We start from the raw sequence: 21988 nt of genomic DNA on the forward strand, positions 1-21988 counted from the left end.
AGGAAACATTTCGATGACACGAAACATTCGACGCCGTGAAGGCTTTACGTTGGTCGAGCTGTTGGTGGTGATCGCCATCATCGGCGTGCTGGTGGGATTGTTGCTTCCCGCCGTGCAAGCAGCTCGCGAAGCCGCAAGACGGATGAGCTGCAGCAACAACTTCAAGCAACTCGGTTTGGCAATTCACAATTACCATTCCGCTTATAACGGCAACCCGATCCAGGGTGTGGGGACGGACGCGGGGGACGGTTCGCACAATTGGTGGACCAGCTACACGACCCATAACTACTGGCGTTTGAATGCGTTGGTCGGGATGACTCCGTTCATGGAGCAACAGAGCCTGTGGGAGCAAATCACCAATCCCAACTCGCAGCGAACGGACGGCAACACCGGAGCCGGTATTGGCACGCCAACCAATCCCTGGCCGCCGATGGGACCGACTCCGCAAAACATTCAGTACATCCCTTGGACGACCGAAATTCCGACGCTCCGTTGTCCAAGTGACCCGGGCAAAGGTTTGCCAAGTCTGGGGCGAACCAATTACGCCGTTTGCGTTGGTGATTCGTTTTGGCGTTCCATGCATGGTCATTTGCGTCCCGCCAACCCAGGTGCGGCAAACAACTTTAGCCAACACTCACGGGCCGCCAACCGCGGTTTCTTCGTGAAGCACTTGCAAACTCGATTCCGCGATGTTCTTGACGGTTTGTCGAACACGATCGCGATGGGTGAAATCGCGACGGATCTTGGCGACTTTGACAATCGGACGCGAGCGAAACGCCACCCCGATCGTCAGCCTGCTCAAACTGCGATTCGTCAGAATCCCCGACTCTGTATCGAGGACGGAACGATGATCGATCCACAGCGTCCGCAATTTTGGACTCCGGGTGCATTGGAAGGCGCGAGTAAGGGACGCGGGTTCCGCTGGGCTGATTGCCAAAACGCTCAATCGCAAGTGCACACAATTTTGCCACCCAACAGTCCCACCTGTATCCCTCACGATTCAAACGGCCCGTCGATCATGACTGTGTCCAGCCGCCACCAAGGCGGTGCTCACGTCTTGATGGGTGATGGAGCGGTGAAGTTCATCACGTCGTCGATTGAATCAGGCAACCAAAACAATCCCGTCGTTTGGCGAAACGGCAACGACGCCAACAACAACCAGCCGGGAGCGAAAAGTCCGTATGGTTTGTGGGGAGCCCTTGGTTCACGTGGTGCACGTGAGGTGATTGACGGGGAATTTTGATCCGCTCGCAAGGGATCATTTTCGAATTCGTTATGAATCGCTGCGTCTGAACTCTAACGCAGCTGACCGGCCAAATAAAAACGCCACGTTGTTTTCAACGTGGCGTTTTGCGTTGGCTCATGCTGTGAAACTCACTGCGAAGCTTCCATGCCCTCTTGGGCAGCTTTCTCTTCTTCTGCGATCATTCGCTCGTATTCTTGGATCGCATCCAAGTCTTCTGAATCGACCACGCTAGCAGCTTCGTCCGAGCCACAGCCCGTGAATCCGCCGATCCCCAAAGCGATCATGGAGGTGAGGCACACGGCGCGAAAAACATTGTTCATTTGACTGACCATCAAGTGGGAGGGGCGGTTGCTTCGACATCGGCAAGGAATGCTGGGAAGCAATGCAAAATCACTTGAATTCCGCTGGCCTCTTCTGTGGGTAACCAAGAAGCAGTCTGCAAGAATTTCAAGTTGGAACATCGCTCCAGGATACCAGCTAACAAGCAAAATGAGAATTGTTACGCGGAATCTTTGGATGGTTTCTGGTGAGTTTCACGTCGCTTTTGGGCATCGTTGGGACCGGGGTTCATGCACTTGCAGACGGCTTTGGACGCTCCCATCACGGCCAAGGCCAAATGACGGTTTGACAGGTCGATAGTCATCCAGCGTGAAACGGGTCGGTGAAACCGAGACATGCTGACGGGAAGGGCCGATCCGTCTTGTTGCCGCCCGCAAAGTTTCGCTATTCCGAATTTTCTTCAAGACCGTTTCGTTTTGATGTCGATCGGTGGAGAGGAGACGTTGCGCCTGGAGAGTCCTGTACGTGGAGGGATGTTTCCGTCGACCACTCACGTTCCATGACGAGAGAAGTACGCATGACAACCGCGTCCAAAACCACAGCATCCGGTAATCGCTCCCATTCGTCGCGATCTCGAGAAGAGATTGCGCCGACGTTGTTGCGATTGCCTGATCTGGATCCACCAATCGAGGATCAAACACCCGAGGCGTTTGAGGCGGAGGACATCGCTGCGCCAACGTCGGCTGGCCAGATCCGAATGGATGATCCGGTGGCAGAGCCCACGGAAGCTGTGAATCCTGAAGCGGCAATCGCCTCCGACGAAGAGCCAGCTGTCGCCGCAACGGCGCATGGGACACCCGCTTTTTCGTTGCGAGAAGCCTCGGCGGACGCCGCGTTTTCTCGTCCAGTCGCCGTGCCGAATTCAGTCTCCGCGCCGAATTCAGTCACGGTGCCAAAACCAGAACCGGAAGTGATCCCGCCGGAACCAACTCGGACCGCTCGCGAACGATTGCAAGGCGTTCGGGAAGCCACGGAATCGTTTGGTACAAAAGCCTTGGCCGTCGCCGGATCACGCAATGCTCTCTTGGTGGTCTTGGGTCTGCTCGCTTGTTGGGCGATCTTTGCTCCACGCCGTCATCCCAATGCGGAACGTGATTCCGAAGCGTTGATCGCGAAGACTCCGCCAGTCGAACAAACCACCGCAAACCAGCCTGCCCTATCGCAAGCCAACGACGCCTTGGTTCAATCCGGCCGCCAGATGCCGTCAAGTTCATCTGCCAACGATGCGATGGCCGAAGCCATGGCTGCCAATCCGAAACCGAATACGGCAGTTCTTTCGAACGACAAACGAAGTGTTGATCCACAACCCGGGTTGAACGCTCCTCGAACGGAGCAATTCGCAGGCGGACCATCGGCCGCGGCTCAGTTGGGCGTGCCGACGCACTCCGCCATGCAATCGAAGTTCGGATCCAATTCATCGCCCATCGATCTGCCCGCAGGTTTCGCGGAAGGACCTTCATCGGATGCGTTGCCCGTGAAGCAAGCCAAACCCATGTTGAACGATGGTGACTTGGCTGGATTGAACGCACTGAACGATCAGAAACCCGTCACAGCATTCTTCAACCCGGATTCCGTCGACGGAACTACCGTCGGCAAACAGCCCGTCGCTGATACTGCGGCAACCGCGAACGCACCGTCAGCGGGCAACACGCCCGCTGCGACTCAGCCGCCGGTCCAAGGGTTCGCGAATGAGATGGAAGCATCCGCGGCTGAAACATCTGTTCCCGTTCCAGTGCAAACGGGAACCCCCGGTCCGATCACCAATTGGACGGACTATTTGCCGCCGTTGCCTGGAGCAGAAGAAGTGAGTGATCGCGGCGCAGCGGCGCCCGTCGATTCTGAAATGGAGTCGGACGAGTCGTTCCCAACCACACAATCGCCTCAAACACCTGACTTCCAGTTCGCTTTACCTGGCGTTGCTGCGGAGTCGACCACCGCTCCAGCATCGTCGAGTTCGCAGCAAGAACCGGAAGCTCGAGTGGCCGCACCAGCCAATTTCCCCGATTCGTATATGCGTCGTTGAGTGACAGGGAAACGAAATGAAACAATCCAACAATTTCATACAGTCGCACGCTCGCAACCGTCGTTACGTGTCGAACACCGTGGCGCAAATGCAAGCCGTCGATTCATTTGACGCCGCCACCGATTCAGCAGAAACGCCAAAGGCGGATTCGCTGAATGACCTTCAGCGTGCGGAAGTCGTCACGCGTCGGCTGGACGAGGCTGTGTTGCGATTGGATCGAGCCGCTTCGATGCGCCGACTTCGCGAAAAACAGGACTTGGATTCTCAGGCGAGTACCGCTGAATTAATCGCGAATCCGGTGGTGGAGTCCGCGACCCCGGTTGTGCCCGCTCCCAAAGCGAACGCGGTTACTCAAGGCGGTTCGGTTTCTCGACCCTCGGAACGCTTGCGTCCCGCTCTGGGCGATCGTCACGACGAAGCCTCCGGCATGCAACTGGACGCTTCGGTGACCGAAACCACTTCCATCTGGATGGAGACCGAGGATCAGTCGACTCGCTTGCGGATCGACCGGCCCATCGATGTGGACGAAACGGCGAGACGTTTGGGTGAGCCCTTGATCGTCTCCGGTGTGGCTCGCGTTTCGGATGAACCGATCGCACCAACTCAATCACCGGTGGAAAACGTCGTCGAACCAATGGCTCGGTTTGCCCCAGTGCCCCAACAGGTTCCACCAACGGTCGTCGAACAGCCAAACGTTGCACCGGAGCCGGTTGTTTCGCCAGCACCTTCGCAGCGGATGCCGATGGATCGTCCTGTCGAAGTGTCGGCTCCGCAAAGCTTCGTACCGGCAGCTTCTGTCATTCCCGAATCAACGCCATCGGCACCAACCAAGCCAGTTGGCAAGCGACCTTTCATGGCAGCTTGGCAGGTGGATGAATTGGAAATTCCTGAAACGGTCAGCGAGTTGTTCCTGTGTGGTTCACTGGCTGATCAATTGGGGCAACACATCGTCGATGCGCAGAAAGACGGCCTGAACACCATCGCCGTGACAAGCGTGCTGCCTGGCGAAGGCCGGTCGACGGTCGCGATGGGGGTTGCACTCAGCGTGGCATTCACCGGCATGAAAGTGGCTTTGGTCGATGCCGATAGCACCGGTCCCACGCTGGTCGATGACTTTGCGTTGGAACTGGATCAAGACTGGATCGACGCCGTCCGTGACGGCATTCCCGTGGAAGAGATTGCCGTTTCCTCCGAAGCGGATGCGTTGACGTTGGTGCCGCTTTTGCACGGTGCGGAAGAGATGGAACCGTCCACCAGCGAATTGGAACAGGTCATCGAACGACTGAAGCAATCGTTTGATTTGGTGATTGTCGACTGCGGCACATCCGCGTTTGCATCAGCGGGGCTGTGCGACTCGGCTTTGATCGTCCGCGACACCAGCCGCTGCGAAGCGGATGATGTGGAAACACTGGCTCAAGCACTGCGTCGCCAAGGTGTGACCGGAGTCGGCGTCGTCGAAAACTTCTGCCAAGACATCGATTGATCATCGACTGAATCAGCAACGCATTTTGCCCCGCGAAAGCAGCGTTATCAATTCTTTCGCAGGGCAAACGGAGCAATCGTTCCTCTATCGTTCGCGAAAAAGTTCGCTGATCGATTGGTCGTGGTGGATCCGTTTGATGGCCTCGGCCAACAACGGCGCGACGGACAACTGCACCAAATTGGGCAGTTGCTTTTCGCCTGTGACCGGAATGGTGTCGGTGACGGTGATGGAGTCGATCGGTGCGTCGCGAAGCCGTTCGATGGCGGGCCCGCAGAGCACGCCGTGGGTGCAGGCGATATGAATTTCTTTCGCACCCGCTTCGTGAACCAACCGAGCGGCACCGCAGATCGATCCTGCTGTGCTGATCATGTCGTCGAACATCAACGCAACTCGGCCTTCGACAGGACCGCCGATGATTGTGTTTTGGCGGACTTCCAGTGCATTTGTTCGACGTTTGTCGACGATGGCGAGGTTTCCGCCCAATCGTTTCGCGTGGCCCAATGCTCGTTTGATACTCCCCTCGTCCGGGCTGACCACAACCACTTCGTCGCCTTCGAATCGGCGGCTGATGAAGTGATCGTTGATGACGGGTGCGGCGTACAGGTGATCGACCGGCACGTCAAAGAAGCCTTGAATCTGAGCCGCGTGCAGGTCCATGGTGAGAACTCGATCGGCGCCGGCACGTGTGATCAAGTTCGCGACCAGTTTCGCGGTGATCGGGACTCGCCCTTCGTCTTTGCGGTCCTGGCGAGCGTAACCAAAGTACGGGATCACGGCGGTGATGCGTTCGGCGCTGGCTCGTTTGCAGCAGTCGATCATGGTCAACAACTCAATCAAGTTGTCGTTGACCGGTGGGCAGGTGGGCTGCACCAGGAAGACGTCTCGGCCACGCACGTCTTCGTCGAGTTTGCAGTAGTTTTCGCCGTCGGGAAATTGTCCCAGCGTGATTCGAGCAGGTTTCAGATGCAGGTGGCGACAAAGCTTTTCGGCGAGTTCATGGTTGGCTCGGCCACTGAAGATTTTCAGTTCACGCATAGCCCATCTCTCGCATTGTTTGGTCGACCAATTGGAGTTCCTGCGGGTTGTTGATCGAAAGCGATTCGCAATCTTGTAGAACCGGCAAGGCTTCGACGGGCCGGCCGGCTTCATGAAGCAAGCGAGCACAGTCGGTCAGATAGTATTCGCCTTGAGCGTTGTCGTTGCCCAACTTGGAGAGCGAATCCAGAAGATCCGCGTTGTTGAACAAGTAGGTGCTCATGTTGACTTCTTGGATTTCACGCTGCTCCGGTGTGGCATCCTTGTGCTCCACGATCCCCGTGAATTGGCCTTCCGCGTTGCGGACGATACGGCCCAAGCCGGTTGGGTCGTCTTTGGTCAGCGTGCCCAGCAACAAAGCTGGTCGAGTGGCGTGGAAGTGTTCGATCAGCTTTTTCAGGCTGGATGGCTGAATCAGCGGCGAGTCGCCCGCAACTACCAAGGTCAGGCCGTCATGGTTGGCCAACTGTTCACGACACATTTGAACCGCATGTCCGGTTCCGAGTTGCTCCGTTTGTTCGGCGAACCCCAGGGAGTCATCGTTTCGCGTGGCGAGTTCCTGGCGGACCAGATCCGCTTGGTATCCCACCACCGCGATTTTTTGGGTGATTCCCGCTTTGTCGGCGGCATCCAAGACGAAATGAATCATGGGGCGGTCGACGACCGGGCACAACACTTTGGGCAGTTCGCTATTCATGCGAGTGCCTTTGCCAGCGGCCAGAACGACCAACCAGACTTCGGATCCAGCATCCGATGTCTGTGGGGGGGAAGGTTCTGTCTTCGTCATCGGATGTCCAAGATTGCCTTTGTCCAAGATTGTCTTGTGAGACACGAGGGGAAGAGCGGATGAGGAGCTTGTAGGTGCACATCGTCCCCTGCCAATACCTTTCGGGCAAGGCGGGGGCTCCAGCGAAGCCCTTCGCTGTGGCGATGCAAACGGGCAACGCCGGGCAATCAATGCAAATGGGGACGTTCGTCAGGTAACCAGCAGGGCCTGAAGCAAATCGTCAGTAAAAGAGGATTTTTTTGGCTGCGTTGACCTTGCCGCCGGTTTCACGCGATTGCTAGTGTGGACGAACAAAGGTTTGCCCAGAAACTTTCGGCCAGAATCCCAAGACAGACTGCAGGTACGCGGCAATTGAAGCCGATACATCAGGTGTTCTCGAAACCTGCGCTTGCGAAGTCTCCACCGATTCTGATGGATTGATTCCTGGGACAAGGATTGCAAGGCTGATGACCGAGTCGAGAGTTTTTAGATGCGAACGATTTGATATCGTTCCCATTTAGGATCGGTCGTCGCACCCAACACAATCCTTTCTGAACTTTTGTCGATCGATCGACATGCCAAGAGGCCACGACGGTCCGGTGTGTCATCCGGTTGCCAATTCCGCTTTCCTCCCGGGAGCAAACGTCACGATGCAAATCTACGGTCCATTTCGACTTTCTACGAGCCAAGCTGCCTCGTCGGTTTCTAAGCCTGCTGCGAATGCTGGCGCGAACCGACTCGGCGCTGAAAACAACACGCAACGGACCTCCGCGGCACCTGTGGACCAACTCGATCTGTCCAGCGCCGCGACATCAGTCAATCGTCTGGATTCGACCTCGCCGGTTGCCGGTGGTGGCGAGATCCGAATCGATCGCGTGGCTGAAATTCGCCGCCAAATTGCCGACGGAAGCTACGACACGCCCGAGAAAATGGACGCGGCTCTGGACCGCTTCCTCGACGAATTAGCGTGACACCCCCTGTCCTCGCGTGACGCACAGCGACGTCCGAGACATTGATTCGCTCGACCAGCTTCGGTTGGCGGTCGAGCGACTGGCCGACAGATTGACTCTGTCCAGCCAAGCTTTGCACGCGACCATCCATCGCGTGGAAGAGCACTTCTCCATCGAGCAACCGGCGTACTGGCGTGAACAGATTCGACGTGCCGAACGCGAATTGACCGCTGCCCAGGATCAGTTGAGCCGAAAGCGTTCCACCGTCCGTTCGGGCGATCGAGTTCCCGCCACGGAAGAGTTCAAAATCGTCGCGAGATGGAAAACGCGATTGCGATTCTGCCAAGACCGCGAACGACTGGCACGTCGAGTCGCCATTGAATTGAATCAAGAGTGCGAGAAGGTTCGCGGCCCCATCGCGGCACTGGTGGAACAAGGCGAAGTGTCTTTGCCGAAGGCGGCTCAGCGACTGCTGTCACTGATCGATCGACTGCGAGCGTATCAAGACGGACAAAGTGGCTGATGTTCGTATCGCCCTCTTTGGTTCATCGGGGGAACGCCCGCTTCGCTTCCGTCTCACCGCGATCTTAGAGTGACTTAAGAACCTTCTCCGCAGCGGCGATCGTTTCGTCGATCATGGCTTCGGTGTGTTGTTGGCTGAAGAACAACGCTTCGAATTGGCTGCAGGGCATGTAGATGCCTTCACCGATCAGTCCCCAGAAATAGCGGCCAAATGCCTCGCGGTCGCAGCGGTCGGCTTCGTTCCAACTGGTGACCGGATCGCCGTTGAAGAAGAGCGTCAACATCGCGCCGGCTTTGGCAACGGTGTGAGGGATGCCCGCCGATGTGGCCGCTTGGTCGAGGCCCTTTGCCAGACGATCCGCCAATTGTTCGAGTCGTTCGTAAGGTGGTTGCTCTTTCAACAAACGCAGCGTTGCCGAACCAGCAGCAACCGCGACCGGATTGCCGCTCAACGTTCCAGCTTGGAACACTTTCCCGGCGGGAAGCACTTGATTCATGATCTCCGCTTTGCCGCCGTAGGCACCCAAAGGCATTCCGCCGCCGACAATTTTGCCGAGCGTCGTCATGTCCGGCGTGATTCCAAATCGTTCCTGAGCCCCACCAAAGGCGACTCGGAAACCAGTCATGACTTCATCGAAGATCAGAATCGAACCGTGCTGCGTGGTCAGGTCGCGAGCCGCTTGCAAGAACGCCATGGTCGGAACCACGCACCCCATGTTGCCAACGACGGGCTCCAAGATCACCGCGGCGATATCGGGACCATGTTCGGCGAAAGCGTTTTGCAATCCAGCGACATCGTTGTAGGAAAGCACCAACGTGTCCTCAGCCGCACCCGGGGTAACACCGGGGGAATCCGGGGCACCGAGCGTCGCCGCCGCGCTGCCCGCTGCGACCAACAGCGAATCGACGTGGCCGTGATAGTTGCCCGCGAACTTGATGACTTTCTTTCGGCCGGTTGCACCGCGAGCCACTCGCAGTGCGCTCATGGTGGCTTCTGTGCCGCTGTTGACGAGCCGTACTTTTTCAATGCTAGGGACGGCGTCGATAATTTGTTCCGCCAAACGTGATTCCGCTTCGGTCGGGGCACCGTAACTGGTCCCCTTTGCAGCGGCTTCGGTGATGGCGGCGATGACTTCGGGGTGAGCGTGACCCAGGATCATCGGTCCCCACGATCCGATGTAGTCGATGTAACGATTGCCATCGATGTCAAACAGATAGGGGCCATCGGCTCGTTCGATGAACAGAGGTGTGCCGCCAACCGCACCGAAAGCTCGGGCGGGCGAGTTCACGCCGCCGGGCATCAATTGCGTGGCTCGTTCAAAAGCTGCGACACTCTTGGGACCAGCGGAGGAAGACTGCGAGTTGGCTTGGTTGGCAGATGTCATGAATGATCAGAGCAAGTGTCGAGACGGGAGTGTTCAGGATGGTTTCTGGTCGTGTTGAGCCCCGGTGCACGGTTTGGTCAACGTACCAGGGACGCAGCGGCTTGTTGGCTGTTTGGCTAATTCGAATGATTGTCGCGAACAGTTCGGATCAGTTCATCGGCTCCTTGCTGTCGCATGCTTCGAGCCACATCCACGCCCAGTTGTCTTGCCGCCGCCGTTTCTAGATCGGAATCGATCAGTTCGATGTCCGAAGTGGCGACTTCGTGGATGCGCCGCGAACCGTCGGCCGACATGACCACCGCTTCCAATCGCAGAGATGCGGTGCGTTCAGCAGTGCCAGTCGACTGCACTGTGGCATGACACGCGATGGGGGCCAAGCAACCTCCGTGCAGTTCTGACAACACAGTTCGCTCGGCGGTGGTGGCGGCTCGAGCGGGAGCATGGTTGAGCCGCGAAATTGCATCGCGAGCCACCGCGTCCTCGCTGCGGACCTCAATTCCAAGGGCTCCCTGTCCGGGAGCGGGTAGCATCTCAGTGAGCGGGAACAATCGGAACGGTAATTTGGTCATCTCCAAACGGAGGATTCCTGCGTGGGCGAGAACAATCGCGTCAAACTCACCGGCGTTCAGCTTTGCCAATCGTGTTTGGACGTTGCCGCGGATCGGAGAAATTTGCAGGTCAGGACGAAGATACATCAGTTGTGCGAGCCGTCGCGTGCTGCCGGTCCCGATGCGAGCTCCTTGCGGGAGCAGCGGCAGCGGCGATTCAATGATTTCGGAATCTGTGTTTTCGGGCAGCGAACGATCGTCTGGAAAAACCAGCCCATCCAAGACGGATTCGCGAGGTGGAACCGCGGCCAACAAGAAACGATCGTCCGGTTCTGTTGGCAGGTCTTTTAGCGAGTGCACCGCAACGTCCGCCTCACCGTCGACGAGGGCCTGCTGAATTCTTTTGGTGAATAATCCCACCTGACGGGTGGCGTCGATCGGACGCATGTCCGTGTCGCCTTTGCTGACCAGCGGCACAATATCGGTTGAAATCCCGAGCTTTTTCAGGCTTTCGGCGACATGCTCTGCTTGCCACATGGCCAGCGGACTCTCCCGCGTCGCGATTCGCAGGCGGGGTGATTCGTGTGATGAGGAGGATGCCACGGGTGCGGATGATTCAGAGGAAGGGTGGACGGACCGGCCGAAAATGCGAAAATCTTGGCGGAAATTCTCCCGCTGTCTCGTTACGCTAGGGTTGTCGATTTTAGGCGGGAAATGGCGATTCCGGAACCAAGTGGGGCGGGGCTTGGGAGCGGTCTCGGCTAGAAATCACGGTGTCGATGTGTCCGATCGGCGGCTTGGGCCGTTGTTCTCTTGTCCCCATCGATGCATCCGACCCTGGCTCGTCTTGCGAGGGGCGGATGGATCGCATTCCTTTTCCTTCGTCCGCTCTTGTCCAATTCTTCTGACGAATCGAAAGCGATTGGCCAACCCGCCAATCCACCACGAGGTCTCTCCGACGGGTCTTTGGACCGGAGCGGGGATGGCGATAGTTCGTGGGCAGAAGTGTTGGATCCTTCGCTGTCGGAAGTTCGTGGCGATCTGACCCGCGACCATTCTCATGCTGAGGTCGAGTTTGATTTTGACGGCGAGCAACCGTCCATCCCCGAGATTGTCGGCGGTTACAAAGTCGGACGACCCATCGGCCGCGGAGGAATGGGCGAGGTCTTTTTGGCCGAGCACCGATCGATGGGACGCGTGGTGGCACTCAAAATCCTGCCCACACGATGGTTGGACCGCGCGGAATCCGTGAATCGGTTTTACGAGGAAGTCCGTGCGGCGTCGCGATTGATGCATCCCAACATCGTGACCGCATTTGACGCTGGTGAAGCGGACGGGATTCACTTCTTGGCGATGGAATACGTCGAGGGCCGAACGCTTTCACAGTGGGTCAATGAACAAGGCCCCATGTCCATTGGTGACGCCGCGTCGGCGATTCGTCAGGCAGCCTTTGCGTTGCACCATGCTCACGCGGCGGGCATCGTTCACCGGGACGTGAAGCCGGGGAATTTGATGCGAGCCAACGATGGGACGATCAAACTGTTGGATCTGGGGTTGGCCCGTTTCTCGGCGGATTGGTACCCGTCCCCGAAAGAGATCGCACCTCGAGAAGTCGAACTGCGTGACGGACAAGGCTCGCACAGCAATTCCCACTCGACCGAAGCCAAGAACCGACCGCTCCTGGGGACACTGTCGTTCATTTCACCCGAGCAATTGGAGGACGCGAATTCCGCAGATTCGCGAAGTGATCAATACTCGTTGGGAGCGACTTTGTTCTACCTGTTGCTGGGGCATCCGCCGTTCACGGGGGATTTGGTGGAACAGGTTTACGGGCACCGTCATGGTGAAGTACCCGATTTGATGACGCTTCGAAACGACGTCGATTTGAAATTGGCCGACATCGTTCGTCGAATGCTCGCCAAAGATCCGGCCGAACGATACGGGTCGATGGACGAAGTCGCTCGGGCGATGGCACCCTACGACAACGATCGTTCCACGCCCGCTTGGGTGCTGGACTTCGCGCGTCGAGAAACGGGTGAGGACCACACGACGGTCGGCGGCGAAAGCACGCGTCGCGGTCTTCTCAGCGTTGTGGGGATCGAGCTGGGGATGACTCACGCCGCGACCGCCATCACCCAGTCCGACGGAACCATGGTGTCGGGGTGGCCTGGCATCTCTGAGTCTGGACCACGGGCGTTGTGTCGGATCGCCGCTGCCGAAAAGACGGATCGAGAAACAGGTCAATCGGTCGTGTTGTTTGGCGATGCCGCCTATGAACGGCGAGAGCGACATCCGCAGCGGGTCGCACACTGTCAAATGATGTACTTCGGTCGCGAAGACATGATGCGACGGATTGGTGGACGGTTGTGTCCACCTGAGGTGACCATGGGTTTGTGCATGCGTCGATTGCTCGGCAACACGCTGACTCAAATGGACACACCCGATTCCGCGGACGGCGATTCGTCTGCTGCAATGCAGCTGGGGACCAGTTGGCGGCGTCACGAACGTTGGCCTGATGCCGTCGCGATCACGGTGCCGTCCAGCTACGACCAATTGCACCGCCGAGCGATCTATCAATCGGCTCAATTGGCCGGCTTGCCCGCGGTTCGCTTGATTGAACGCAGCATTGCCGTGACACGTTTCGCCATGACCGAGCCACCGCGTACCAGCCACGCGGAGGTGCCGTTGTCGCCGATCGACCCTCAGTCCTCGGCACCAATTTTGTACGTGGGTTTGACAGGGCAGTCGTTGGATGTTTCGATCCTGCAAGTGTACGGGGGCCAGATCCGTCAAATTTCCACGGCCGGGCATTGGTGTCACAGCACGATGGCGTGGGCTCGTCGATTGGTGGAGATGATTTCTAATCGGTTGCCGACGACTCCGCCGCGAATTCAGGGGGTGCCGGCCAATCGAAAGGAACTGATTCATCTGACGCGAATTCAGATGGCCGGTGAGCGAGCGATGAATCAGTTGCTGCTGATGCCCGAGACGAAGGTCGATATTGCACACGAAAACCATGTTGATTCCGTGACGATCAGTCGCGACGAATGGTTAGGCAACTGTGAGGACTTGATCGAGTCCATCGAAGAAAACATTCGATTGGCATGTCAACGAGCCGGCATCCTGCCAACCGATCTGCGTCATTGTTTGGCCATGGGGCCGTTGTTGCGTTTGCCCGTCATTCGTGATCGCGTTCTGATCGGTACCGCTCCCAATGCGGGCGTGGCGTTTTTCGATCAAGTCGACGCGGCTCATGGCGCCGCCGCATGCGTCGCATCGGAATTGCCCGGGCAACTGTGCAGCGAGCCGCCCGCGAAAAGTGTGGCGGGGCACTCAATCGGATTTGTGGTCGCCGACCGAGATGGCAAACGGCGAATTCTTCCTATCATTCCGCGAGGAACTCCAACGCCAGCCCGAACCAACCGTCAACTCAACGGAACCGCGCGCGACAATCGGATGACGTTGTCGTTGGTTGAATCGTCCGGCAAGAACGGTGAGAACTGGCAAACGCTGGGCCGGCACATCATTGAGGTCTCGCCGGATGAAGTGAATCCAATGCGACGCCTGGGTTTCGAATTGGATATCAACGGATTGCTATCCGTTCACCTGGAACGCCCGGATTTGGGACGCACCGTGATGCTGCCGCCGCTGCCGGTGAACGCGATGGAGGAAGCGCAGTGGCAGGATTGGCGAGAATGGATCGAGGCGACCTTGTAGCCTCCGCCACAACAAACGTTGCTGATCATCGTGATGAGAATCGCCGGTGGTTCATGAACCAATTGGAACCAGCCGATTTAGCAATTCGCGGTTCTGTTTGCGAACCTTGTCACAATGATCGATCAAAGCCGCGGGCGATTCGTGCTGAGTCAACCGAGCGAGTTGTTCCAATTCCAGCGTCGCATCGGCATCGTCCAGTTCGTGCGGAAGTTCGTGGCGAGCAACCGTGTTGAGCAACCGCAGTTTGTCTTCGATGACGCGAAGAAAACGATAGTTGTCGATCAACGTTTGGATTGTCTCGGATGGGGATTCCTCGAATTTGCGAAGCTCCTCCAAACACTGAATCGTGTTGGAGTGCGGCTGGAACTCTGCGTCTTTGGCATGTTGCATGATTCCGGATGCGGCCACTAATTCCACATCCAACAAACCACCCGCTCCTCGTTTCAGGTTGCTGGGGCCCGCCGTGGATTCGTTGTTGTCACGCCAGTCTCGGAGGGACGCGAACATGCTCTCACGCCAACTGACACTTTGGATTGCCCGCTGCAACGCCTTGCCAACCATTTCGCGGGCTTCACGCGAACCGGAAATCGGACGTGATTTGCAGAGCGTGACCAATTGCCAAAGAGGAGCCGTGCGTTGGCGGAACGGTTTTAGGAATTGATCGCACGACATGGCGAGGACCGATTCATCCGCACCGCCCGCGAACGGCAGGTCCATTTCGTACAGCCGTCCTTCTGGCGTTTGGTCCATCCGGCGAAGGATGTTTTGTGCAAGTTGGTTGAAGAATTGTCGGTTCGACAACGTTGACCGTGGCCCACCAACACGTCGCTTTGTATCGCCCTCAGAGGTGTAGACAAACGTCAGGTCCAAGTCGCTGTGATAATTCAATTCACCGCCAGCGAATCGTCCCAGCGCCACCGCAACCAATTCGGCCGGGTTTCCTTCGGCATCCATCGGATCGCCATAACGCTGAGCGAGCAACTCTTGTTCACGTTCCATGACCCGCCTCAAGGAGGCTTCCGCCGTGTCGGTCAATGAAAGACTGATGGAGTCGATCGATTCCTTGCCAAGCAAATCGCGAACGCCGATCATGAGATGAGCGCTGGCCTTCACGTGACGCAGGACCTCCACAATCTCTTCGACGCCGTCGCAAAGATGCAACGTCTGCGCGTCCAGACGTTCTTTGGTTGGCAATCGGTCCATGACCAACGAATCAATCAGCTCATCAATCATGCCTGGGTGATCGATCAGGATGTTGGTCAGGTAGGGTGCCAGTGAGCACATTGAAATCGTCAGGCTCAACGTGGCGTCGTTGGTGCGCAAAAGTTCCCACAGCGTTGCTTTGGCACCAATGGAATCCGTGACCGCCACCAATCTGGCCAAAGTGGAATCAGGGTCGGGCGATGCCGAGATTTCTTGCAGAACGCGTGGAGCTACCGCGGCAAAGAAATGCCGACAGCGGCGTGGCGACAAAAACGAAACCGTTTCTTGACTGAGCGCGATCACGTTGGAGATCGCTTGAGGCACATTCGTGAACTGGTAGCGCGCGATCGTTTCTTGGAACACATCCATGTCGGGATCTGGATCCAAGATCAGCTCGGTGATCAGGGCGAAATCTTGCTGTAGTTCGTCTGGTGATTCGCTCGCCTCTTCGCCATCGCTGTCCGACGCTGGGAATTCGCTGGGCGGTTCTTCATCGACCATCAAGTGATTGATGATCTTGCGGTTCACGTCGAAGGTTTCTTGCAGCATCTTTTCGAATTTGGCTGCATCGCCCGTCGATTGGTTGCCCACGGCGTCTTGGTTTTCGGTTCGGACGCCCAATCGCCATGCCAAGCGAGCGCGAACGTCTGGATCGTCAGGCAAGTGCGAGATGCGATGGTCAAAGAGAACCGCCAACAGGTGCTCGAGTCGACAAAGTTTCGCGTGGTTGTTCGACAGAATCGACGCTTCTTGGGAGGTCAAACAACCATGTCGTGAAAGTTCGTTGATGGCGGGCAGCGTGCCAGTCACGCGGACGTCGGGCAGATCGCTGCCGTGTAGCAGTTGCAAGAACTGAATGGTGAATTCAATGTCCCGTCGTCCACCGGGGACATCCGCGATGGGCGTGCTGTCGGAGGCAGCGGTGGCATGAGCACGCTTTTCGAGTTTGCGACGCAGCACTCGGATGTCGGCGATTTCGCTGCGAGTCAGCAAATGATGATAGACCCAAGGTTCAATTCGTTGCAGAAACGTCTTGGAGAGAGACTCGTCGCCGGCGGCATGACGAGCTTTGACAAACGCCAAACGCTGCCAAGTTCGACCGTTTCGTTCGTAGTGGGTGGCCGCTTCGCTGATGCCAAAGAAATCGAGATCTCGCGAAGGTTCGATGGCGGTCCGACGACCCAGTGCTGATTGCTTGCGAGTCGATTGAACGCCCAGTCGTTGGGTGTCAGAAAACGACACTTCGTGACGGGTGGGTTGATGATCGAAACGCAGCGTGAATGGGATGACTTGGCTGCCGTGAGATTGCAGGATCTCGACCAAGTTCACCGCGACTTGGCGATGAAACTCAACGTGGCTGGCGTTCTTGCGATCGATTTGGTCGCAAAGAAGTAGCAAGTCCAGTTGCGATTCGTATCCAATTTCTTGGCCGCCGTAGTTGCCCAGAGCGATGATCGAAAAGGTGGGCTGGCTACCATCGATTCGCTGGGGGATCGGTCGCTTACCGCTGACATGCCCGATCGCGAATCCAAGGGCGGCTTCCAGGATCGCATCGGTGACAAAACTGATCTGCGATTGGACTTTGTCAGGACTGAGTCCTCGGACAAATTCGCCGTAGGCAATTCGCAAAATTTCGCGACTGGCAAATCGGCGGATCGCAAAGGACGCCCGGCGTGGCGATTGGATGGAGGCCATTTCGCCGGTCAATTCATCGACTAAAACGGATCGCTGAGCGGGAGAACCGTCGCTGGCCCGGATGAGGTCGAAGCTTTCCGGATCGTTGATCAACAACTTGGCGATGGCGGGACTGGTGCTCAGAACCTGCAGCAACGCGGGCAACATCATCGGATCTCGCTCGAACAGGGCGAGCAACGCCATCGGGCTCCGCGAAACGCGAATGAATTGGCTCAGCCGATCGATGGATTCGTCGGGCGTGTCCGTCAGATGCAAGTGTTCCGCCAGGGTGGACCAGAGCGTTTGCAGCAGGTCGTCCGAAATGCCGCATTCCACAATCGCGGCCAGCGATCGAGCGACGCGTTCCGGATCGGTGACATGTTCCGGGCTCAGCGGCGCGTAGTCAGCCCAATCACTCATCCAATCCATCCATTCGCATTCGAGATACCTCCACGGAACTTCGCGGCAACGAGTTGCGTCTCAATCAATGGACCGCCTGCGCGATTGAACGCTTCGTTTTGACGCGATTGGCGAGTTTAAACGGTGGGTGGGGATCGTTGTAGCGGACGGTGGGGCACTCCGAGTCACCGAGACAAAGTGGCGTTTGCAAGGTTGGACAGGGCGGGTGGATTGAGTTCCCCGCGAATGTCCGTTTGTGGACCGAATCTCGGAGCAAAATGATGACATGGATTTCTGAATCTTCAGTGCCCACGCTCAGATGTAACCTAGGTTTGGATATGCGAGGCGGGGGAACGTCGTGCATCCAATGACCACGGTGTTGAGGCATGTGGCGGTTTTTCATCGAGTGTTGCGCAAACGCAACATCGGTGTTGTCTGCAACCCACATGTCACGTCGCAAGCTCATCCTCCCCGCGGGCGGTCTGTCCGCCTAAACTCTTCTGCGACAACGGTTTGCTATGATTTATGCGTTGCCTCAACAGGCGACTGGCACCGACGGTGCTTGGTCTCTTTCACCCAATCGTGTTGATGTTGTTTCGGGTGTCGAGGAGACCTTGATGGGAAAGAAGCTCAGCCGCCGTAGCTTGCAGGACGACGCCTTTGATGCGGAAGATTCGGTCAGTCGCCGATCACGCACCATGGGACAAGAATTCTCGGATTCTATCTCCGAGGAGATCGAGGTCGGTGCGACGGGGGATGACGACGCGATTGCACGCCGAGACGAATTCCCCACCGATCCGACCGAAGATCCGGTGCGGATGTATCTGATGCAGATGGGGCAAATCCCACTGCTCTCGCGAGACCAAGAAGTCGCAGCGGCGAAGCAGATCGAAGCGACACGCGATCGATACCGGCACTGCATGATGGCCACCGACTTCATGCTGCAGTCCGCGTTGAAATTGCTGCAACAAGTCCGCGACAAGCAATTGCGTTTGGACCGCACGATCGAAGTCAGCGTGACCAATGCGGCTGAGAAAAAGGCGATCATGAAACGGATCGTTCCAAACACACGCACACTGGATTATCTGCTGCGTCAAAACCGTAGCGATTACATGGTCGCCATCAATTCGTCGATGCCGATGCGTCGTCGTCGTGCGGCGTGGCGAAATCTGGTCATCCGTCGCAACAAAGCGGTTCGTTTGGTCGAGGAGATGAACCTCCGCACCAACAAGCTGCAACCAATTTTCGAAAAGCTGCGTCGCAGTTGCGAACGCATGCAGGAGATCAAAGCGATCTTGGCCGACGAACAACGCGTGACCATGCCAGGCATGCCAACGGTCGACGAGCTGCGATCAGAACTCCGCAGCTTGATGCGTCTGACCTACGAAACACCTCGCACGCTGGCTCGGCGAGTGGAACGTTGCGATACGTTCCGCGATGACTACGACGCGGCGAAACGTGTTCTGTCCGCTGGTAACTTGCGTTTGGTTGTTTCGATTGCCAAAAAGTACCGCAATCGTGGTTTGTCATTCTTGGATTTGATCCAAGAAGGCAATACCGGTTTGATGCGTGCTGTCGACAAATTCGAGCATGCTCGAGGTTACAAGTTCAGCACCTACGCAACATGGTGGATTCGTCAAGCGATCACCCGAGCGATCGCGGATCAAAGCCGAACGATTCGCGTGCCGGTTCACATGATCGACACGATGAACAAGATTCGTCAGATCACTCGCGATTTGGTGCAAGAACACGGACGCGAACCCACCGCAGAAGAAGTTTCCAAACGCAGCGGGTTGTCGCTGGACGACACGCGAGTGATCCTGAAGATGAGCCGTCAGCCGTTGTCGTTGGATCAGCCGGTGGGCGATCACGACGACAGTGCGTTTGGCGAGTTCCTGCAAGATCACCGCGACGATGATCCATTGGTGGAAACCAACCGCGAAGCTCTCAAGCATCAAATCGATTTGGCGATGGAAACGCTGAACTATCGTGAACGAGAGATTTTGCGTCTGCGATACGGTCTGGCCGATGGCTACACCTACACGTTGGAAGAAGTCGGTCGCATCTTCCAGGTGACTCGCGAACGTGTTCGTCAGATCGAAAGCAAAGCCGTTCGAAAGCTTCAGCAACCTTACCGAGCGAAGTCGCTGGTGAGCTTTCTGGACGGTGCCGAAGTTTCGCTGTTTGAAGGCAGCGAAGCGATCTGACTCGGATCAGTTCTTGAATAGTTCAATCGAGTCACCGCAATGGGCGGTGGCTTGATAGGCCAGCACGGCGTTGAGCAATTCAATCGCCATGCGTGATTCCAGCGTGACTCCCGCGCGGACGCCAACGCAGGGATCGTGTCGGCCCTTGGCCAATTCGAACTCGATGTCATCGAGTTGCTTATTGACCGATTGCTGAGGCAAATTGATTGTCGAGGTGGGCTTGAATCCAACGCGAGCAACGAGCGGACTGCCCGTGGTGATTCCACCGATCAAGCCGCCGTGCGTGTTGGATTGATAGCCATCGTGACGGATTGGATCGTTGTTTTCGCTGCCGGTCCGTGGAATGACATCGGTTCCGGAGCCAATCTCGCAGGACTGCACTGCATTGAGTCCGCCGAGGGCGCCCATTAGACGCACCTTCAAACTTTGGTACAGCGGTTGACCCAATAACGGTGGGACTCCGACGGCAACCACTTCGACCGCGGCGCCGAGCGAGTCGCCTCGTTTACGAGTTTCCTTGATCAACTCGGCGGCTTCGTTGGCAAAGTCCGAATCGATGGAAGCGATCTCGGCACTGGCAAGTTGGGTCTCGATCGAATCGATGTTGTCCTGGCTCAGCGTATCGCTCAGTTTTTGCTTGGCTTTGAGCGAACCCACTTGGCAAATCGACGAGACGAATCGCGTCCCAAAGCACTCATGCAGGATCGATCGTGCGACACTGCCCCCAATCACATCGGTGATGGTGGAGCGATAGCTCGAGCGTCCTCCGCCACGAACATCAACGTAGCCCTTGGACTGATGGAATTTCACCAAGTCCGTGTGCCCGGGACGGACTTCACCGGTCGGGCCACTGAACTGTGTGTAGTCGCCCGACTTCTTGCTGGTCGACAGGACGATCGCGGCGACGGGTTCACCGGTGGTGAAGCCGTCCTCGTAGCCCTCGGTTGCGAACGATTGGCCGTCGACGTCCACGGACAAGGTGGATCCCGTCAGCAGGGTTTCCGTATCGTCACGATAAAGACCGGACAGGAACACGACCTTGTCCTTCTCGTTGCGAGGAGTGCCGTGTTTGTTGCCGCCCGGGCGTCGACGATCGAGGTACTGCTGAACCTCGGATCGACGGATGCGATATCCCGGCGGGCAACCATGAATGATGGTTGTGACCGCTGGACCGTGGCTTTCACCCGCACCCGCGACTGCGAAGTGAGGTCCGCCTAGGATTTCCATTGCAAACCGGCTCCGCTCAGCCGCGCGGCGGTTTCGGCCATCAATGCGTCTTCCGCCGCTTCGTCTTCCGCAATGTAGGTCACGCTGAAACGGAGGAACGAACCAGCGTCGTCCCAAGGCACGGTGACGATCCCGAGTTCTTCGATCAGGTAACGAGTTGCGTCTTCGGCGGCAGCGAAAGTTTCGCCACCAGCGGTTCCTGACGGCGACTTGGTGTACAGGAAGTACGTGCCGCCGGGCATCTCGGCTTCGAAGCCGCATTCGCGAAGCACTTTTACCAGCTTCTCCATGCGGCGACGATACTTCGTGCGAATGGCTTCTGGAATGCTGTCGTCGTCCAATGCCGCGGCGGCAGCTTTTTGGGTCGCGATGAACTGGCCGCTGTCACTGTTGTCTTTGACATCCGAGAACGCTTTGACTACCAGAGGATGACCGGCGACGAAGCCCATTCGCCATCCGATCATGTCGTAGCCTTTGCTCATCGAGTGAACTTCGACGCCGACGTCCATGGCACCGGGAACTTCCAGGAAGCTGAAGGGTTTGCCATCGAAGGTCAGCATGATGTGAGCGGCGTCGTTGACAACGACAAACTCTTTTTCCTTCGCCAAGGCGACGACCTTTTCGAAGAACTCCTTGGGAGCCGTTCCGCCGGTCGGCGAATTGGGATAGTTCAAGATCATCAATTTGGTGCGACGATAAATGTCGTCTGGGATCGCATCCAAATCGGGCAAGAAGTTGTTCTCGGCCAACAAGGGCAAGCGATAGACTTCGCCGCCGTAGTAACGCGTGTGAGTTCCCGCGACGGGATAACCCGGCACGGTCATCATCGTGACGTCGCCTGGATTGATGAAGCAGGCGGGCAGCATTGCGTAGGCTGGTTTGCTGCCGATGCAGTGGTTGATCTGCGTTTCGGGATCCAGCGTGACACCGAATTGACGCTGCATGAATCGAGCGGCTGCTTCTTTGTATTCCGCCACGCCGTTGTCCGCGTAGCCGCGATTTTCGACTTGGTTGATTTCGGTTCCCATGACCTCACGAACCGACGCGGGGGCCATCGAATCGTTCTCGCCAATGCCGAAGTCCAACAATTGACGATCGGGGTGATCGGAGAGGGCTTTGCGTTTGGCGCGTTTGATCTTTTCGAACTTGTAGATCTCGGTGCTCTTGCCGTAGTTCGCCCCGCCAATTCGCTCGGCAAATAGCGATTGAATGTACGGGTCGGAGGTCTGAGCGGTTTCGGAAGCGGCGGCAGCGGATGACATGT

General features: G+C 57.1%; 15 protein-coding genes. 7 read left to right on the forward strand and 8 right to left on the reverse strand.

Annotated elements, in window-relative coordinates; genetic code table 11:
* Positions 1–13 precede the first annotated feature (13 nt).
* Positions 14–1243, forward strand: a complete 1230-nt coding sequence (locus tag LOC70_RS17935) for a DUF1559 domain-containing protein (RefSeq protein ID WP_230255360.1) — start codon at positions 14–16, stop codon at positions 1241–1243.
* 131 nt (positions 1244–1374) lie between these two features.
* Here the strand turns inward: LOC70_RS17935 and LOC70_RS17940 are convergent, their stop codons facing one another.
* Positions 1375–1566 carry a hypothetical protein gene (locus tag LOC70_RS17940; protein ID WP_230255361.1) on the reverse strand — a complete coding sequence of 64 codons (192 nt, stop codon included), beginning with the start codon at positions 1564–1566 and terminating at the stop codon, positions 1375–1377.
* Between the two features lie 536 nt (positions 1567–2102).
* Here LOC70_RS17940 and LOC70_RS17945 point away from each other — a divergent pair.
* Complete coding sequence (locus tag LOC70_RS17945) at positions 2103–3608, forward strand: hypothetical protein (protein ID WP_230255362.1); 1506 nt, start codon at positions 2103–2105, stop codon at positions 3606–3608.
* A gap of 16 nt (positions 3609–3624) precedes the next feature.
* Positions 3625–5091 carry an AAA family ATPase gene (locus tag LOC70_RS17950; protein ID WP_230255363.1) on the forward strand — a complete coding sequence of 489 codons (1467 nt, stop codon included), beginning with the start codon at positions 3625–3627 and terminating at the stop codon, positions 5089–5091.
* Positions 5092–5175: 84 nt separating this feature from the next.
* Here the strand turns inward: LOC70_RS17950 and LOC70_RS17955 are convergent, their stop codons facing one another.
* Complete coding sequence (locus LOC70_RS17955) at positions 5176–6126, reverse strand: ribose-phosphate diphosphokinase (protein ID WP_230255364.1); 951 nt, start codon at positions 6124–6126, stop codon at positions 5176–5178.
* Positions 6119–6913, reverse strand: a complete 795-nt coding sequence (locus tag LOC70_RS17960; RefSeq protein ID WP_230255365.1) for a sugar phosphate nucleotidyltransferase — start codon at positions 6911–6913, stop codon at positions 6119–6121. The genes LOC70_RS17955 and LOC70_RS17960 overlap by 8 nt, the downstream gene beginning before the upstream one ends.
* Positions 6914–7467: 554 nt before the next feature.
* Here LOC70_RS17960 and LOC70_RS17965 point away from each other — a divergent pair.
* Together LOC70_RS17965 and LOC70_RS17970 are read left to right on the forward strand one after the other, a co-directional pair.
* A complete protein-coding gene (locus tag LOC70_RS17965; RefSeq protein ID WP_230255366.1) occupies positions 7468–7863 on the forward strand; it encodes a flagellar biosynthesis anti-sigma factor FlgM in 396 nt (131 codons plus the stop codon).
* Positions 7864–7879: 16 nt separating this feature from the next.
* Positions 7880–8365, forward strand: a complete 486-nt coding sequence (locus LOC70_RS17970) for a hypothetical protein (protein ID WP_230255367.1) — start codon at positions 7880–7882, stop codon at positions 8363–8365.
* A gap of 64 nt (positions 8366–8429) precedes the next feature.
* Here the strand turns inward: LOC70_RS17970 and hemL are convergent, their stop codons facing one another.
* Positions 8430–9749, reverse strand: a complete 1320-nt coding sequence (hemL, locus tag LOC70_RS17975) for a glutamate-1-semialdehyde 2,1-aminomutase (RefSeq protein ID WP_230255368.1) — start codon at positions 9747–9749, stop codon at positions 8430–8432.
* A gap of 116 nt (positions 9750–9865) precedes the next feature.
* Complete coding sequence (gene hemC, locus LOC70_RS17980) at positions 9866–10867, reverse strand: hydroxymethylbilane synthase (RefSeq protein ID WP_255716430.1); 1002 nt, start codon at positions 10865–10867, stop codon at positions 9866–9868.
* Between the two features lie 321 nt (positions 10868–11188).
* Here hemC and LOC70_RS17985 point away from each other — a divergent pair, with 321 nt between their 5' ends.
* Positions 11189–14014 (forward strand): protein kinase domain-containing protein, encoded by a 2826-nt coding sequence (locus LOC70_RS17985; protein ID WP_230255369.1) that lies wholly within the window; start codon positions 11189–11191, stop codon positions 14012–14014.
* A 51-nt stretch (positions 14015–14065) separates the two neighbouring features.
* On the opposite strand, the gene LOC70_RS17990 is transcribed toward LOC70_RS17985, so the two are convergent.
* A complete protein-coding gene (locus LOC70_RS17990; protein WP_230255370.1) occupies positions 14066–17311 on the reverse strand; it encodes a [protein-PII] uridylyltransferase family protein in 3246 nt (1081 codons plus the stop codon).
* A 497-nt stretch (positions 17312–17808) separates the two neighbouring features.
* On the opposite strand from LOC70_RS17990, the gene LOC70_RS17995 reads away from it, so the two are divergent.
* Positions 17809–19497, forward strand: a complete 1689-nt coding sequence (locus LOC70_RS17995; protein WP_230255371.1) for an RNA polymerase sigma factor RpoD/SigA — start codon at positions 17809–17811, stop codon at positions 19495–19497.
* Positions 19498–19503: 6 nt separating this feature from the next.
* Here the strand turns inward: LOC70_RS17995 and LOC70_RS18000 are convergent, their stop codons facing one another.
* Both LOC70_RS18000 and LOC70_RS18005 read right to left on the reverse strand, forming a co-directional pair.
* Positions 19504–20724 carry a chorismate synthase gene (locus tag LOC70_RS18000; protein ID WP_230255372.1) on the reverse strand — a complete coding sequence of 407 codons (1221 nt, stop codon included), beginning with the start codon at positions 20722–20724 and terminating at the stop codon, positions 19504–19506.
* Positions 20712–21986 carry an LL-diaminopimelate aminotransferase gene (locus LOC70_RS18005; RefSeq protein WP_230255373.1) on the reverse strand — a complete coding sequence of 425 codons (1275 nt, stop codon included), beginning with the start codon at positions 21984–21986 and terminating at the stop codon, positions 20712–20714. Before LOC70_RS18005 ends, LOC70_RS18000 begins: the two co-directional genes overlap by 13 nt.
* Positions 21987–21988: the final 2 nt, after the last annotated feature.

The sequence above is a fragment of the Rhodopirellula halodulae genome (genome assembly GCF_020966775.1).
In the GTDB taxonomy this organism is placed as follows: Bacteria; Planctomycetota; Planctomycetia; order Pirellulales; family Pirellulaceae; genus Rhodopirellula; species Rhodopirellula halodulae.

Bases quoted from the DNA above. Each gene is read 5' to 3' on its own strand.
- LOC70_RS17935 (WP_230255360.1), top strand. From the start codon at position 14: ATGACACGAAACATTCGACGCCGTGAAGGCTTTACGTTGGTCGAGCTG.
- LOC70_RS17940 (WP_230255361.1), bottom strand. From the start codon at position 1,566: ATGAACAATGTTTTTCGCGCCGTGTGCCTCACCTCCATGATCGCTTTG.
- LOC70_RS17945 (WP_230255362.1), top strand. From the start codon at position 2,103: ATGACAACCGCGTCCAAAACCACAGCATCCGGTAATCGCTCCCATTCG.
- LOC70_RS17950 (WP_230255363.1), top strand. From the start codon at position 3,625: ATGAAACAATCCAACAATTTCATACAGTCGCACGCTCGCAACCGTCGT.
- LOC70_RS17955 (WP_230255364.1), bottom strand. From the start codon at position 6,126: ATGCGTGAACTGAAAATCTTCAGTGGCCGAGCCAACCATGAACTCGCC.
- LOC70_RS17960 (WP_230255365.1), bottom strand. From the start codon at position 6,913: ATGACGAAGACAGAACCTTCCCCCCCACAGACATCGGATGCTGGATCC.
- LOC70_RS17965 (WP_230255366.1), top strand. From the start codon at position 7,468: ATGCCAAGAGGCCACGACGGTCCGGTGTGTCATCCGGTTGCCAATTCC.
- hemL (WP_230255368.1), bottom strand. From the start codon at position 9,749: ATGACATCTGCCAACCAAGCCAACTCGCAGTCTTCCTCCGCTGGTCCC.
- LOC70_RS17990 (WP_230255370.1), bottom strand. From the start codon at position 17,311: ATGAGTGATTGGGCTGACTACGCGCCGCTGAGCCCGGAACATGTCACC.
- LOC70_RS17995 (WP_230255371.1), top strand. From the start codon at position 17,809: ATGATTTATGCGTTGCCTCAACAGGCGACTGGCACCGACGGTGCTTGG.
- LOC70_RS18000 (WP_230255372.1), bottom strand. From the start codon at position 20,724: ATGGAAATCCTAGGCGGACCTCACTTCGCAGTCGCGGGTGCGGGTGAA.
- LOC70_RS18005 (WP_230255373.1), bottom strand. From the start codon at position 21,986: ATGTCATCCGCTGCCGCCGCTTCCGAAACCGCTCAGACCTCCGACCCG.